Below are 14315 nucleotides of genomic sequence, written 5' to 3'. Positions count from 1 at the left end.
ACGGAGCCGGTCTATTTCACGTCTGCCCGACTGGCAGACCGCGGCGAAGCGCGATAGCGTTCGCGGCGATAGGCCCGCCCGGCGCCGTTATCGAGTCGGGCCGGGTTGCCAGCCCGGCGTTCGCCGCGCTGTTCAAGGGGAAGGAAACAATCCATGCGTCTGATCACGAAACTCGCGCTCGCGAGCTGCACCGCCGCACTGGCAGCCGGAAGCGCCGCTGCGCAAACCGCGAAACCGGAAAACTACGCTGCACAGGCCGCGCCGGTGCAGGAGCTGGTCGATCAGGTCGACATTCCCTACACCAAGTTCACCCTCGACAACGGCCTTACCGTGATCGTGAACGAGGATCACAAGGCGCCGATCGTTGCCGTTTCGGTGTGGTACGATGTCGGTTCGGCCAATGAGCCCAAGGGTAAGACGGGCTATGCCCATCTGTTCGAACACATCATGTTCAACGGATCGGAAAACGCGCCGGGCGATTATTTCAGCTACACCAAGAAGATCGGCGCCACCGATCTCAACGGCACCACCTGGCTTGATCGCACCAATTATTTTGAAACAGTGCCCAAGTCCGCGCTGGAATCCGCGCTGTTCCTGGAAAGCGACCGGATGGGCCATCTGCTCGGCGCGGTGACCAAGGAAAATCTCGACAACCAGATCGGTGTGGTCTCGAACGAGAAGCGTCAGGGCGACAACCAGCCTTACGGCCTCGTCTCCTACAAGCAGACCGAGCTGCTTTATCCGGAGGACCATCCTTATGGTCACTCCACTATCGGATCGCTGGAGGATCTTTCCAACGCATCGATGGAAGACATCCAGAACTGGTTCAAGGATCACTACGCACCCAATAACTCCGTGCTGGTGCTTTCGGGCGACGTGACGACGACGGAAGCCAAGCAACTCGTCCAGAAATGGTTCGGTAACATTCCGCGCGGGCCTGCGGTGAAGCCGCTCAACGCTCCGGTTCCGACGCTCGATTCGATCAAGCGGGTTGTCCTTAAAGACAAGGTGCCGACCACGCGGATCTATCGCGACTGGGCCATGCCTGGTCTCAACGATCCCGATTTCACCGCGCTTGATGTCGCGGCCTCGGTTCTTGGCGGTCTCGCTAGCTCGCGGCTCGACAACCAGATGGTGCGCGGGGAGCAGAGCGCGGTTGCGGCCTCTGCCTATCTGCTGCCCTTCACCCACGGCTCGATGATGAATGTACAGGTGGATGTGAAGCCGGGCGAGGATCCGGCAGCCGTGAACGCGCAGCTCGATGCCATCATCGCGGACTTCATCAAGAACGGGCCGACCGCCGAAGAGGTGAAGCGCGTTGCCACCAGCGAGGCTGCGAACCGCATCGCCGGGCTGGAACAGGTCGGCGGCTTCGGCGGAAAGGCCGCTGCGCTGGCACAGGGGCAGCTCTATTCCGACGATCCGGAATATTATAAGAAGCAGCTGGAGCAGCTTGCCAACATGACGCCTGCCAAGGTGCAGGCTGCGGCCCGCAAATGGATGACGCGGCCCTATGCCGAGATCGTCGTGGAGCCGGGCGAGCGCGAGGCTTATGATGAGGTCGCTGCCGGTGCCGGTGGCAAGGTGGTCGACGGTTCGACGCCAGCGCCGAACTATTACCGGGCACCCGAAGGCGATTGGATGGACGCGCCGGCGAGCGATCTTCCGCTGAGCTTCCAGGATCGCAGCCAGTTCCCCGAGCCTGGCCCCGTTCCGGATCTCGATTACCCCAAGGTTGAAACCACCAAGCTTTCCAACGGTATTCCGGTCTATTTCGCACGCCGCGGCTCCCTGCCGGTGGTGCGCGTGTCGGTGAGCTTCGATGCGGGCTATGCCAGCGATCCCAAGGATGCGCTCGGTACCGTTGGTCTGATGACGGCGATGCTGGACGAGGGCACCACCTCGCTCGATGCGAACGCCCTTGCGGAGGCACAGGAAGCGCTGGGTGCCAATATCGGCGTCGGTTCCAGCCTCGATCGCACCGAGGTGAACGCGCGGGCGATGAAGGCGAACCTCGCCCCCACGCTCGATCTGATGGCGGACGTCATCAAGAACCCGGCGTTCAACCCGGACGAGCTGGAGCGCGTGCGCGTGCAGCAGGTCACCCGGATCGAGGCGGAGAGCACCCAGCCGCAGAGCCTGGCTTTCCGCGTTCTGCCGCCGATGCTGTACGGCGCGCAGCATCCTTATGGCGTGCCCTTCACCGGCACCGGTGACATCGATGTCGTGAAGCGGCTCACCAGCCAGGATCTCGCCAACTTCCACCAGCGCTGGATGCGCCCGGACAAGGCGGAAATCTTCGTGGTCGGCGATACCACGCTCGCCGAGATCAAGCCGATGCTTGAAGAGCGGTTCGGTGACTGGAAGGCTACAGGTGCCGCCGCTCCGGCCAAGGTCTTCGGTGCGCCGATGGCGTCCGATCAGGGCAAGATCATCGTCATCAACCGTCCCAATTCGCCGCAGTCGCTGATCCTGGCGGGCGAGGTTCTGGACGCGAAGGGCACCGATGATCTGCTGCCGCTGACCGCCGCGAACGAAGTGCTGGGCGGGGACTTCCTCAGCCGCATCAACATGGACCTGCGCGAGGACAAGGGCTGGGCCTATGGCGCGTTCACCTTCCTCCAGCGGCCCGAAGAGCAGGTGCCGATGATGGTCTATGCTCCGGTGCAGACCAACCAGACCGGCCCGTCGGTCAAGCAACTGATCATGCAGATGAACGCGTTCAACGGCGCAAACGGCGTAACGCCGGAAGAACTGGAGCGCACCATCACCGGAAACACGCTGGAACTGGCGGGCAATTTCGAACAGTCCAACGCGGTGCTCAACCAGATGCAGTCCGACGTGCTATACGATCGCCCGCTCGACTACGCGGACACCTTGGCGCAGCGTTATCAGGCGCTGACCGCACCGGAGCTGGACGCTGCGATGCGCAAGGCGTTGAATGTGCCCAAGCTCACCTGGCTGATCGTCGGCGATGCAGCGAAAATTCAGCCGCAGCTGGCTGACATCGGATTGCCGGTGGAGTATCGCGGATTCGATCCGGAAGCCGTGGAAGAAGCTGGCGCGCCGATGGAAACCTCTGGCGAGTAATTCGTTCTATCAACGCAACGAACTTAATATCAGGAGACTTTTTAATGGCGAATGTGGACGGCACCTGGGCGATCACCGTGAAGACCCCGATGGGCGATCAGAAATCCGATCTGGTTGTGAACAGCAGCGGCGATACCTTCACCGGTGCAATGTCCGGCACGCTCGGCTCGGACGATGTCAGCGGCAAGGTGGAAGGCGATACGCTGATCTGGTCGATGGACATCACCAGCCCCATGCCGATGACGCTCGACAACAAGGCAACCGTCGATGGCGACAGCATGACTGGTATGGTCAAGGCCGGCGCATTCGGTGAAATGCCGCTGACGGGTGAGCGCAAGGCCTGAGGCCTTTTCGCCTTCGAACAAAGAAAAAGGGCCGTCCCGATGGGGCGGCCCTTTTTTGTTGCGGTTCTTAAGAAATCCGGAGCCCTGAGCCTGTCGAAGGGCGTTTAGCCCCGGCGAGAGACGTCCTTCGACAAGTTCAGGACTTACGGTTTTGAGGTGCGGGTTGCTCTACTTCAGCGCACCGTTACCGTCACGGCGCGGCGGTTCTGCGCCCAGGCCTGCGGGTTGGAGCCGAGTTCCTGCGGGCGCTCCTTGCCGTAGCTGATCGTGCGAATGCGATTACGGGCGACACCCAGAGAGGCGAGGTAGTTCGCTGCCGCGGTCGCGCGGCGCTCGCCGAGAGCAAGGTTGTAATCGCGCGTGCCGCGCTCGTCGGCATGGCCTTCGACGACCACCGTGACATTGGGGTACTGCTGTAGCCATTCGGCCTGGCTGCGCAGCGTTGCCGCATCCTGCGCATCGATATTATATTCGTCGGTGTCGAAGAACACGCGGTCCCCGGCCACGGAGCGGACAAAGTCTTCCTGGCTGCCGGGTCCGCCCGGCGTGTAAGCGCCTGCATTGCCGTTGTTCGCATTGGGATCGTAAGCGCCGGCGTTCTGATCATAGCCATTGCCTTCGTTGAGCGGGGCCGGCGGCAGCTCCGGCGGTGCCTTCTTCGCGCACGCGCCAAGCGCCAGGGTCCCCGCCGCGGCGAGCAGGATTATCCGGTTACGGTTGGTCATCATCCCTCTGTTCTCCTGTGGCTGATGCTGAGCCTCCGCGCCGCCACTGGCAACGGGGCGTTGTAGGAACAAGTCGGTGGTCAAGGGCGGATCGGACCCCATGCCGGGTCGGAACCGCTGCCGGGGGTGGGCAGCTTGCGCTCATTGGCACCGGCGACGTCCACCTGCCAGATCGATGCATCGCCCGAACCTTGCGCAGTGCGGAAGAACTGGATCACGCGGCCGTTGGGCGCCCAGGTGGGGGCCTCGTCCTGCCAGCTGTCGGTCAGCAGTCGCTCGCCGCTGCCGTCCGGGCGAATTACGCCGATGCGAAGGTTTCCGGCGATCTTGGTGAAGGCGATCAGATCTCCGCGCGGGCTCCACTCAGGCGTGGCGTAGCGGCCGCTGCCGAAGCTGATGCGGCGCTGGTTCGATCCGTCCGCGTTCATCACATAGATCTGCTGACTGCCCGAACGATCGCTTTCGAACACGATCTGTCTGCCATCGGGCGAAAAGCTGCCGCCGACATCGATGCCGGGTGCCGTGGTCAACCGCACCGGCGTGCCGCCATCCGCGGAGATCTTGTAGACGTCCGTATTGCCGTTCACCGCCATCGAGTAGAGGATGGTGCGCCCATCGGGGGACCAGCGGGGCGCGAAGGTGGCGTTTGAGCTTTGCGTCACCAGCCGCTGCTTTCCGCTGCCGATATCATAGATATAGATGCGCGGATTGCCGTCGACATAGCTGAGATAGAGGATCGACTGATAATTGGGTGAAAAGCGCGGCGTCAGCGCCGTTGCGCCGCCACTGGTCAGAATACGGTGGTTCGCACCGTCCGAATCCATCACGGCCAGCTGCTTGCGCCGGTTATTCTTCGGCCCGCTCTCCGCGATATAAGCGATGCGGCTGTCGAAGAAGGGCTGCTCGCCGGTCAGCCGCGAATAGATAATGTCCGAGCATTTGTGCGCCGCGCGCCGCCAGTCGCGTGCCGGGACGACATAGCCCTGACGCGAAAGTTCGCTACCCAAGCCGACGTCGTAGAGATAGCAGCCGACGGTGATCTCGTTGGGATTGGCGGCGCGTACGAAGCCCTGCACCAACACTTCGGCGTTGATGTTCCGCCAGCCGGGGAATTGCGGTGCGGTGACCTCATTATAACCGATCGAGCGCACCTGATCGGGCCCGCGCGGCGTGAACAGGCCATTATTGCGCAGGTCCGCCGTGATGACCGCAGCAATCCTGCGGCCAAGATCGGCGGTTGAATAAGCATCGGTCGGCCGATCCGCATCGGTGGCGAAGGCGGGAATCGCGATGATCGTGTCGTTCTGCTGCGCGTCGGCGACAATGTCCTCGCTCTGCTGCGCCATGGCGGCGGCGGGGACGAGCGCGGCGGCTGAGAGCAACGCGGCGCGGATGATGTGGCGGGCTAGGTTCTTCATATATCCGTTCTGAACGTCAGGTCCCATGATTTCCAGTTATCATAATATTCTGCCGGAAGCTTGAACGGTGCGGCCTGCCGCACCGATTTGATGGCCCGTTCAATATGCAGCTTCTGCTGCGGCTCGTTGCTCGCGGTCTTGCCGGTCTGGCTGATCACTTTGGGCGTGCCTGCAAGGCTACCGTCCTTGTTGAGCGTGATCCGCAGGACCGTGCGCAGCTGATCGATATCGACGCCCGTCGGTACATTCCGTTTCCAATAGGGCGCGATCTCGCCCTTGATGCTGACGTCGATCTGGCGGCGGGTGGTCTCGCTATAGGCGGCGGCGACCGGCTTGTCGGACTTGCCGTCGGTGCCGATCGACCCGCGCAGGCTGTCGGCAAAGCTGCGCGAACGGCTCGCGGTCGCCCGGCTGCCGCTGCTCGCTTTTTCGGGCGCGGGCTTGGTCTCTTTCTTCGGGGCCGCCTTCGCCGCAGGCTTGGCTTCCGCTTTCTTCGGCTCGGCCTTTTTGGTTTCGGCCTTCTTAGGCTCGGGCTTCGGCTTTTCCTTCGCCTTGGGCGCGGATTTCGGCTTCGGGGCAGGCTTGGGGTCTGGTTTCGGCACCGGCTTGGGCTCGGCACGCGGCGGTGCGGGTTCGGTCTGCGTCACCGGCGCGGGCGCGTCCATCTGCGGCAAAGGCTCTGCCGCCGCCTCCAGCGGATCGCCGATGTCGTCGGCAGGAGCGGGGGCAGGGGCCTCGCTGTTGATCTCGGGCGCGGCGGCGAGGGGCGCCACTTCGCCGATCAGCGAGACCTGGACGGGATCGGGCTTCGGGACGGGGGGCTCATCGGCGGAAAACAGGCCAAGCGACAGGGCAGCGAACAGGGCGACATGCCCTGCAACCGCGATTCCCAGCCCGATTTTTTCTGCCCTCTGCATCCCGCTGATCGGGCTATGGCTGCGCGCCTGAACCCGTGGTGACCAGACTGATCGAATTCAGCCCGGCGCGGTTCAGTTCGCCCATCACGCTCATCATCGCGCCATAATCGATATTCTTGTCACCGCGCAGGATGACGGCACGCTCGTCCGCACCTGGCGCCGCGGCCAGGGCTTCGAGCCGTCCGGGCAGCTCGGTGGTGCTGACCGCATCCTCGCCGATATAGACAATGCCGGAGGAATCGATCGAAATCTCGATCGGTTCTTCGGGCTGTTCGATCGCATTCGCGCGGCTTTCGGGCAGTTCGACCGGCACTCCCGTTACCAGAAGCGGTGCCGTCACCATGAAGATGATCAGCAGCACCAGCATGACGTCGACCAGCGGGGTGACGTTGATCTCGGCCAGCGGCGCGCGCTGTCCGCCGCGGCCCCGCCGCCGCGATCCGCCCCGCCCATTGCCCAGCTGCATCGCCATCAGGCGTCTTTCTCCAGCTCACGGCTGAGTGTTGCGTGGAACCCGTCGGCAAAACGCCCGAGCCGCGCCTCATGCTGGTTCAGCCGGTGCGCGAAGCGATTATAGGCAATGACGGCGGGGATCGCGGCGAACAGGCCGATGGCGGTGGCGAACAGGGCCTCCGCAATGCCCGGCGCGACGACGGCAAGCGTGCTGTTCTGCTCGGCCGCAATGGCGGTGAAGCTGCGCATGATGCCCCAGACTGTGCCGAACAGCCCGACAAAAGGGGCGACAGACCCGGTGGTGGCAAGGAAGTTCAGACGCTCGGACAGCTTGTCGATTTCATGCGCGATGGTGGTGTTCATGACGGCGCCCAAGCGCTCGCGCGTGCCCTCCCGGTCGATCCGCTTGCCGCTGGTCGAATGGCGCCATTCCGTCACCGCGCTCGCCAGAACCTGCGCGATCGGCAACTTGTTCTTGGTGCGCGTCTTGACGAAGCCGTCAATGTCCTCGGTCTTCCAGAACTCGCGTTCGAATTCCTTCGTTTTGCGGCGGATGCTGCTTATGCGCACGACGAAGGAGATGATGATCGCCCAGGTCCATATGCTGGCCAGGATGAGGCCGATAATCACGGCTTTGACGACGATATCGGCCTGCAGAAACAGTCCGATCGGCGAAAAACCGGCGGTGGCCGTCGCGGCGGCGGTGAGGAGAGAAAGGGAGGTCAAATCAGCGCTCTTCCAAAGGATCGGTGTCGGCCATTAGCGCCTCATATATGGCAAGCCAATCCTTCGGTTGCCGGGTGGGACGGCCCGAGGGCGAAACGAATGCGGCGGTCACGTTCGCCTCGCACAGCAACAGATCGTCCCTGAACAGACGCTGTGCGATCACGCAGCTTGCCCCGCGCACAGCGGTGACATGGCTGCGGATCAATAGCGCATCGTCGAAATGGGCGGGCGCGCGGAATTTCAGGTCCATCGCCGCAACGGCATAAACGCCGGTGCCGGCCTCGTGCGCGGCGGCCTGATCAATGCCCGCGACGCGCAGCATGTCGGATCGTGCCCGCTCGAAGAATCGCAGATAATTTGCGTGATAGACAACGCCGGAAAAGTCCGTGTCTTCGAAATAGACGCGGATGGCGAAGCGATGTTCGGGGCCTATGAAATGGCCGTGATAGGGTGCATCCTGCATGGGACCGACCTTAGTCGAACAGCCCGTCCTGCGTCGCACTGCCCTGCGGCGGGGCGAGTCCCAGATGCGTCCAGCCGCGCCCGTTGAGGCAGCGGCCCCGCGCGGTGCGTGCGATCAGGCCGAGCTGGATGAGATAGGGCTCGATCACGTCCTCAATCGTGTCGCGCGGCTCGGATAGGCCGGCGGCCAGCGTCTCCACGCCCACCGGCCCGCCGCGATAGATGTCTGCGATCATGTGGAGATAGCGCCTGTCCATTGCATCGAGACCGAGCGAGTCCACCTCCAACCGGGTCAAAGCCTCGTCAGCCACCTTGGCGGTAACTTCATGCTCGCCCAGCACATTCGCGAAATCGCGCACGCGGCGCAGCAACCGTCCGGCAACGCGCGGCGTGCCGCGGGCGCGCTTGGCGATTTCGGCCGCACCATCCGGGGCAATCGGCAGGGTCAGAAGCGTAGCGGCGCGCGTAACCACGCGTTGCAACTCTTCCACCGTGTAGAAATTGAGCCGCACCGGAATGCCGAAGCGATCGCGCAGCGGCGTGGTCAGAAGCCCCTGCCGGGTTGTTGCGCCGATCAGCGTGAAGGCGGGCAGATCGATCCGGACGCTGCGCGCGGATGGGCCTTCGCCGATAATGAGATCGAGGCAGCGGTCCTCCATCGCGGGGTAGAGCACTTCCTCCACTACGGGATTGAGGCGATGGATTTCGTCGATGAAGAGAACATCGCCCTCTTCCAGATTGGTCAGCAGCGCGGCAAGATCGCCGGATTTCGCGATCACCGGTCCGCTGGTGGCGCGGAACCCCACGCCCAGTTCGCGCGCCACGATCTGCGCCAGCGTGGTCTTGCCAAGGCCGGGCGGGCCGAAGAACAGGACATGGTCCATCGCCTCGGACCGCGATTTTGCCGCCTCGATGAACACCCGTAAATTCTCGCGCGCCTGCCGTTGCCCGACGAAATCGTCGAGCGATTTGGGCCGCAGCGCCGCATCCGGATCATCCGGTTGACGCTCGGCGGAGAGGAGGGGGGCGGGTTCGGACATGTTATTCGCCGGAATTTTCGAGAAGTGTGCGGGATGGTCTGCGTGCGCTGTGAATCACGCGCAACACCACTAACGTGTCGTCATTAATCTCGTAGAGAATTCGGTGGCGGCGATGGATCAGGCAGCGGACGCCGTTGCCAAGTTCGGGCGTCAGAGAACCCAACTTGGGGTATTCGCGAAGCCGATCGAACGCCTTTTTGAATCCGCGAAGGTAGTCGTCTGCAACGGTGCCGCCAAATTCGTTGAGGCTGTACAGACGGATTTCGATAAGATCTTCGCCGGCGGCCGAACTCAGTCGGAGATCAGTCACGGTTTGCGGGATGGTCCGAGATGATCTTCTCGATGACGTCTTCGGACTCCATTTCGATGATGCCCGAGGCTCTCCCCTCGTCGGCGAGCTGCTTCAGCCAGGCATTTTCGTCCTCGGTCCGCTCCCGGTCACGCCGCATGAGATCGCGCACATAGTCGCCCGCGTCGAGATAGCGTCCTTCGGCAAGGCGTGTTTCCACCCAGTCTTCCAAGGCAGGGGGGATCGAGATGTTCATGTCTCCCATGGCGCGATCCTACTCCGCTTTGCCGATGCCGCCAAGATCGCTCACCCCGCTACCTCATCATAGGCACCAATATAGTTTTCGCGCGTGGAAAGCCCGTCCAGCTGGCGATCCAACTCCTCATAGCGTTCGGCAAAGGCGCGCTTGAAGCTGTCATAAGCGGCGCGGCTGGCCCAGCGGTCGTGGCTGAGATAGCGGCCCTGCTGTTCTTTGTCGCGCAGCAGCCAGGTGCCCAGAAAGCCCTCCGCCTCCTCGAACAGATCGACCCATGGGCCGGTGCCGCCATAGGCTGCCTCGAAGTCCGCGCGCCGATCTTCCGGCACGAAATATTCCCAGATCACCGAATAGCTCATCGCACGTCCGTCCATTTCATTCACTTTGCAGCCTTCTTTAGGGCGAGGCGCACCAGCGCGTCGAGGCTTGCGTCGTCGCCCAAATCGTCCGCAGCCGCAGCGACGGTGCGAGATGCTTCGGCTGGTTTGAAACCCAGATTCTGCAGCGCGCTGACCGCATCGGCGCTGTGTGATCCAGCGGGGATGGGGGCGCTGCCGGCTGGCCCGCCCGGAATGGCACCGGCCTTGTCGCGCAACTCGTTGACGATGCGCTTGGCAAGCTTTGGCCCCACGCCGTTGGCGCGCGCCACCATCGCGGCATCGTCCGAACCGATGGCGCGCTTCAGTTCGTCCAGCTCCAGCGCGGAGAGGATGGCGAGCGCCACCTTGGAGCCCACGCCCTGTACTCCCACGAGCAGGCGAAACCAGTCCCGCTCCGCCGCGCTTGTAAAGCCGATGAGGCGCATGTCGTTCTCGCTCACCTGCATTTCGGTGTGGACGGAGGCGGCCTCTCCCACCGCTCCGATGGCGGTGATGGTGCGCGCGGAGGCGTGGACGAGATAGCCGACGCCGCCCACGTCGATCACCAGATGGTCGGCCCCCGCCGCGTCGATCCGTCCACTGAGTTTCGCGATCATGCTTTGTTCCCTAACGGCGCGCGGGCGGGCATGCCAGCGTTGATCTTATACTTCGGAGGTGTTGCCGCGATAGGCGGGGAGCGACCATCCGAAATGGATCGCTGCGCCGCGCAGCATGAAGCCGGCCAGCGCCGCTACGATCGCGGCGATCGGCGTGTCCACGCCGAGCAGTTTGAGTATGACAAACAGGCTGGACGCAAGCGCGGCGGCTGTGACGTAGATTTCCGGGCGAAGGATGATCGAGGGTTCGCCCGCCAGAACGTCGCGGATAACGCCGCCCACGCAGGCCGTGATGATGCCCATCAACGCGGCGGGGATGGGATTGATGCCATATTCGATCGCCTTGGCGGCGCCGTAGACGGAATAGACGGCCAGGCCGATCGCATCGAACCAGTCTAGCGTACTCGCCCGCCACCATGTCTGCGGCGTAATCCAGATCAGCGCGACCACCAAGGCGATGGCATAGAGGACATTATTGTCGACGATCCAGAACACCGGCGCGCCGATCAGAAGATCGCGCACGGTGCCGCCGCCAACGCCGGTGACGAGCGCGAAGAAGCTGAAGGTGACGAGCGTCTGGCCCTTCTGCGCTGCGGCCAACGCACCGGACGCCGCGAACACCGCGATGCCGAGCAGGTCCAGCGCCGACAGCATCGGGCCGATCTCGAAATTGGGTAATATGCTGCCTGCGTTCATCCGCGCCGCCTAGGCGGCAGCGCGGCCGTGCTCAACCGTCAATTTCTTCGTCTGGCCGAAGATCGCCGGGGAGAATGCGCTCAGATGTGGATCGGCTTCTCTCGCACGGCCATGGCGGCTTCCTTCATCGCCTCCGAATGCGTCGGATGGGCGTGACAGGTGAGCGCGATATCTTCGCTGGTCGCACCGAATTCCATCGCCTGTGCAGCCTGCGCGATCATCGTGCCGGCAACCGAGGCGATGCACCATATGCCGAGCACGCGGTCCGTCTCGGCATCGGCGATCACCTTTACCGAACCGTCCGGCTCGTGATTGGTCTTGGCGCGCGAATTGGCCATCATCGGGAACTTGCCGACCTTCACTTCGTGGCCGGCTTCCTTGGCCGCTTCTTCGGTCAGGCCGACGCCGGCGATTTCCGGCCAGGTATAGACGACCGACGGGATGATCGCGTGGTTCACGATGCCGGTGTCCCCTGCGATATTATCGGCGCAGGCGATGCCCTCATCCTCGGCCTTGTGGGCGAGCATCAGGCCCGGCACACAGTCGCCGATGGCCCAGACGCCGTCGACGGCGGTCTGGAACTCTTCGTTCACTTCGATCTGGCCACGCTCGTTGGACTTGAGGCCAATGGCATCGAGGTTCAGGCCGTCGGTGTTGGGTCGGCGTCCAATCGATACGAGCACCGCATCGGCCTCGATCGTTTCCGAATCGCCGCCCTTGGCCGGTTCTACGGTGACGGTGGCCTTGTCGCCATTGACCTCGACCCCGGTCACCTTGGTGGAAAGCTTGTATTCGAAGCCCTGCTTCTTGAAAATCTTGTTGGCTTCCTTGCGGATGTCGCCGTCGAAACCGGGCAGGATCTGGTCCAGATATTCGACGACCGTCACCTTCGCGCCAAGCCGACGCCACACGCTGCCGAGCTCCAGACCGATCACGCCGCCGCCGATGACGACCATGTGCTCGGGCACCTTGGGCAATTCCAGCGCTCCAGTGGAATCCACTACGATGGCGCCCTCATTATCGACTTCGACGCCGGGCAGCGGCGTTACGGACGAACCGGTGGCGATGATGACGTTCTTTGCCGTCACGGTTTCTTCGCCCACCTTCACCGTGTGCGCATCTTGGAAGCTGGCGCGGCCTTTCTTCCAGTCCACCTTGTTCTTCTTGAACAGATATTCGATGCCGCCGGTCAGCTGCTTCACCGCATCGCGGCGCTGGCCGTGCATGGTGTCGAGGTCCAGCTCCGGCTTCACCTTGATGCCGAGCTTTGCGAACGTGCCGTTGGCCGCGGCGTCAAAATATTCGGAAGCGTGCAGCATCGCCTTGGAAGGGATGCAGCCGACATTGAGGCAAGTGCCGCCCAGCGTCTCGCGGCTCTCCGCACAGGCGGTTTTCAGGCCCAGCTGCGCCGCGCGGATGGCCGCGACATAACCCCCTGGGCCCGCGCCGATCACGAGGACATCATAGTCGTAATTGGAATCGCTCATTTCAGCACTCCGTTCGCCCCGAGCCTGTCGAAGGGCTGCATTTACACAATATCATCCGCTCTATGTCCGGGCGCCGACAAGCTCGCCCCGGACGGGAATATGTTCTTACAGGTCGATGAGCATCCGGGCCGGATCCTCGATCGCTTCCTTGATCCGCACCAGATAGGTCACTGCCTCGCGGCCGTCGATGAGGCGGTGATCATAGGTGAGTGCCAGATACATCATCGGCCGAGCGACGATCTCGCCGTTGATCACGACCGGGCGTTCCTCGATCCGGTGCAGGCCAAGCACGGCGGCCTGCGGGGGATTTACGATCGGGGTGGACATCAGCGAACCGAAGACGCCGCCGTTCGAGATGGTGAAGGTTCCGCCCTGCATCTCGTCCATGGTCAGCTTGCCCGCCTTGGCGCGCTGGCCGAAATCGCCGATGGTCTTTTCGATCTCGGCAAAGCTCAGGCTTTCCGCATTGCGGATTACCGGCACGACGAGACCGTTGGGCGCGGAAACCGCGACCGAGACGTCGACATAATCGTGATAGACGATCTCATCGCCGTCGATCCGGGCGTTGACCGAGGGAACGTCGCGCGCGGCAAGGCAGGCGGCCTTGATGAAGAAGCCCATGAAACCAAGGCGCACGTCGTGCTTCTTGGCGAACAGGTCCTTGTACTTCGCGCGCGTTTCCATGACCGCGGTCATGTCCACATCGTTGAACGTGGTGAGCAGCGCGTTCTCGTTCTGCGCGGACTTCAGACGCTTGGCGATGGTCTGGCGCAGGCGCGTCATGCGCTGGCGCTCTTCCTTGCGCGACGGTCCGCCGCTGCCGGAGGGGGCGGGCGTCTCGCTTGCAGCCGCATCGTCGGCCTTTTTAGCCTTGCCCGACTTGGCGGCTTCCAACACGTCTTCGCGCGTCAAGCGACCGTCCTTGCCGCTGCCCTTAATCTTGGTGGGATCGACACCGTGTTCCAGCACCAGCTTGCGCACGGAGGGAGATAGCGGCGGCGAATCGCCATTGCCTGCGCCCTCTTCCTTCGCGGCAAAATCGGGATCGGGTTCTTCGGACTTTTCGACAGCCTCATCATCGGCCTTCTTGGCCTTGGGCGCGCTGTCCTTCTGCGGGGCGGGCGAGGTGGCCGGCGCGTCGCCGTCCTCAATTCGCGCGATCACCGCATCGACTTCTACCGTGTCACCCACCTCGGCCAGCAATTCGCCGATCGTGCCAGCCACGGGCGAGGGCACTTCCACGGCAACCTTGTCGGTTTCCAGGCTGGCGATAGGCTCGTCCATCTCCACGCGGTCGCCAGGCTGCTTCAGCCATTCGCCAATGGTGGCTTCGGTGATCGATTCGCCGAGGGTGGGTACTTTGACGTCTTGGGACATGGTCTCTCTTCGTCCTTGCGCTGGCCGAGCGCGAAGCCGGCCGTATAGTGGGAGGATCG

General features: G+C 63.1%; 16 protein-coding genes. 2 read left to right on the top strand and 14 right to left on the bottom strand.

The features are described 5' to 3' along the window. Nucleotides 1-153: 153 nt before the first annotated feature. Complete coding sequence (locus tag H7X45_RS09750; RefSeq protein ID WP_187334702.1) at nucleotides 154-3090, top strand: M16 family metallopeptidase; 2937 nt, start codon at nucleotides 154-156, stop codon at nucleotides 3088-3090. 44 nt (nucleotides 3091-3134) lie between these two features. Further along, entirely contained in the window at nucleotides 3135-3434 is a 300-nt protein-coding gene (locus H7X45_RS09745; RefSeq protein WP_187334701.1) for a hypothetical protein, read from the top strand. A gap of 173 nt (nucleotides 3435-3607) precedes the next feature. Here H7X45_RS09745 and pal read toward each other — a convergent pair whose 3' ends face one another. From pal to odhB, 14 genes are all read right to left on the bottom strand, one after another. Further along, a complete protein-coding gene (gene pal, locus H7X45_RS09740; protein WP_425498166.1) occupies nucleotides 3608-4162 on the bottom strand; it encodes a peptidoglycan-associated lipoprotein Pal in 555 nt (184 codons plus the stop codon). 77 nt (nucleotides 4163-4239) lie between these two features. Beyond that, nucleotides 4240-5604, bottom strand: coding sequence for a Tol-Pal system beta propeller repeat protein TolB (gene tolB, locus H7X45_RS09735; RefSeq protein ID WP_246449421.1), 1365 nt, complete (start codon nucleotides 5602-5604; stop codon nucleotides 4240-4242). Then, nucleotides 5574-6494, bottom strand: a complete 921-nt coding sequence (locus tag H7X45_RS09730) for a cell envelope biogenesis protein TolA (RefSeq protein ID WP_187334700.1) — start codon at nucleotides 6492-6494, stop codon at nucleotides 5574-5576. Before H7X45_RS09730 ends, tolB begins: the two co-directional genes overlap by 31 nt. Nucleotides 6495-6507: 13 nt before the next feature. Continuing rightward, nucleotides 6508-6966, bottom strand: a complete 459-nt coding sequence (locus H7X45_RS09725) for an ExbD/TolR family protein (protein WP_187334699.1) — start codon at nucleotides 6964-6966, stop codon at nucleotides 6508-6510. Then, on the bottom strand, nucleotides 6966-7673 hold the full coding sequence (gene tolQ, locus H7X45_RS09720) for a protein TolQ (RefSeq protein WP_187334698.1): 708 nt from the start codon (nucleotides 7671-7673) through the stop codon (nucleotides 6966-6968). The genes H7X45_RS09725 and tolQ overlap by 1 nt, the downstream gene beginning before the upstream one ends. A gap of 1 nt (nucleotide 7674) precedes the next feature. Next, a complete protein-coding gene (gene ybgC / locus H7X45_RS09715; RefSeq protein ID WP_187334697.1) occupies nucleotides 7675-8136 on the bottom strand; it encodes a tol-pal system-associated acyl-CoA thioesterase in 462 nt (153 codons plus the stop codon). Nucleotides 8137-8146: 10 nt separating this feature from the next. Further along, nucleotides 8147-9175 (bottom strand): Holliday junction branch migration DNA helicase RuvB, encoded by a 1029-nt coding sequence (gene ruvB, locus H7X45_RS09710; protein WP_187334696.1) that lies wholly within the window; start codon nucleotides 9173-9175, stop codon nucleotides 8147-8149. Nucleotide 9176: 1 nt separating this feature from the next. After that, a complete protein-coding gene (locus tag H7X45_RS09705; protein ID WP_187334695.1) occupies nucleotides 9177-9485 on the bottom strand; it encodes a type II toxin-antitoxin system RelE/ParE family toxin in 309 nt (102 codons plus the stop codon). Beyond that, on the bottom strand, nucleotides 9478-9729 hold the full coding sequence (locus H7X45_RS09700; RefSeq protein WP_187334694.1) for a ribbon-helix-helix domain-containing protein: 252 nt from the start codon (nucleotides 9727-9729) through the stop codon (nucleotides 9478-9480). The genes H7X45_RS09705 and H7X45_RS09700 overlap by 8 nt, the downstream gene beginning before the upstream one ends. Before the next feature lie 41 nt (nucleotides 9730-9770). Then, complete coding sequence (locus tag H7X45_RS09695; RefSeq protein ID WP_246449875.1) at nucleotides 9771-10094, bottom strand: antibiotic biosynthesis monooxygenase family protein; 324 nt, start codon at nucleotides 10092-10094, stop codon at nucleotides 9771-9773. A gap of 5 nt (nucleotides 10095-10099) precedes the next feature. Next, nucleotides 10100-10696 (bottom strand): Holliday junction branch migration protein RuvA, encoded by a 597-nt coding sequence (ruvA, locus tag H7X45_RS09690; protein ID WP_187334692.1) that lies wholly within the window; start codon nucleotides 10694-10696, stop codon nucleotides 10100-10102. 45 nt (nucleotides 10697-10741) lie between these two features. After that, a complete protein-coding gene (locus H7X45_RS09685; protein WP_187334691.1) occupies nucleotides 10742-11392 on the bottom strand; it encodes a trimeric intracellular cation channel family protein in 651 nt (216 codons plus the stop codon). Nucleotides 11393-11472: 80 nt separating this feature from the next. Then, the gene (gene lpdA / locus H7X45_RS09680; RefSeq protein ID WP_187334690.1) at nucleotides 11473-12879 is read right to left on the bottom strand and encodes a dihydrolipoyl dehydrogenase; all 1407 of its coding nucleotides are present in this window, start codon (nucleotides 12877-12879) and stop codon (nucleotides 11473-11475) included. 105 nt (nucleotides 12880-12984) lie between these two features. Then, nucleotides 12985-14256, bottom strand: a complete 1272-nt coding sequence (gene odhB / locus H7X45_RS09675; protein ID WP_187334689.1) for a 2-oxoglutarate dehydrogenase complex dihydrolipoyllysine-residue succinyltransferase — start codon at nucleotides 14254-14256, stop codon at nucleotides 12985-12987. Between the last annotated feature and the right edge of the window lie 59 nt (nucleotides 14257-14315).

Origin of the sequence: Novosphingopyxis iocasae, assembly GCF_014334095.1 — a bacterium.
Lineage (GTDB): Bacteria > Pseudomonadota > Alphaproteobacteria > Sphingomonadales > Sphingomonadaceae > Novosphingopyxis > Novosphingopyxis iocasae.
The sequence above is the reverse complement of the archived record's forward strand: the minus strand, read 5'-3'. Positions and strand labels throughout refer to the sequence as shown.

Coding starts and splice junctions, on each gene's coding strand:
- ruvB (WP_187334696.1), bottom strand. CDS start 9,175: ATGTCCGAACCCGCCCCCCTCCTCTCCGCCGAGCGTCAACCGGATGAT.
- lpdA (WP_187334690.1), bottom strand. CDS start 12,879: ATGAGCGATTCCAATTACGACTATGATGTCCTCGTGATCGGCGCGGGC.
- ruvA (WP_187334692.1), bottom strand. CDS start 10,696: ATGATCGCGAAACTCAGTGGACGGATCGACGCGGCGGGGGCCGACCAT.
- pal (WP_425498166.1), bottom strand. CDS start 4,162: ATGATGACCAACCGTAACCGGATAATCCTGCTCGCCGCGGCGGGGACC.
- odhB (WP_187334689.1), bottom strand. CDS start 14,256: ATGTCCCAAGACGTCAAAGTACCCACCCTCGGCGAATCGATCACCGAA.
- H7X45_RS09730 (WP_187334700.1), bottom strand. CDS start 6,494: ATGCAGAGGGCAGAAAAAATCGGGCTGGGAATCGCGGTTGCAGGGCAT.
- H7X45_RS09745 (WP_187334701.1), top strand. CDS start 3,135: ATGGCGAATGTGGACGGCACCTGGGCGATCACCGTGAAGACCCCGATG.
- H7X45_RS09685 (WP_187334691.1), bottom strand. CDS start 11,392: ATGAACGCAGGCAGCATATTACCCAATTTCGAGATCGGCCCGATGCTG.
- tolB (WP_246449421.1), bottom strand. CDS start 5,604: ATGGGACCTGACGTTCAGAACGGATATATGAAGAACCTAGCCCGCCAC.
- H7X45_RS09750 (WP_187334702.1), top strand. CDS start 154: ATGCGTCTGATCACGAAACTCGCGCTCGCGAGCTGCACCGCCGCACTG.
- H7X45_RS09725 (WP_187334699.1), bottom strand. CDS start 6,966: ATGGCGATGCAGCTGGGCAATGGGCGGGGCGGATCGCGGCGGCGGGGC.
- ybgC (WP_187334697.1), bottom strand. CDS start 8,136: ATGCAGGATGCACCCTATCACGGCCATTTCATAGGCCCCGAACATCGC.
- H7X45_RS09700 (WP_187334694.1), bottom strand. CDS start 9,729: ATGGGAGACATGAACATCTCGATCCCCCCTGCCTTGGAAGACTGGGTG.
- H7X45_RS09695 (WP_246449875.1), bottom strand. CDS start 10,094: ATGGACGGACGTGCGATGAGCTATTCGGTGATCTGGGAATATTTCGTG.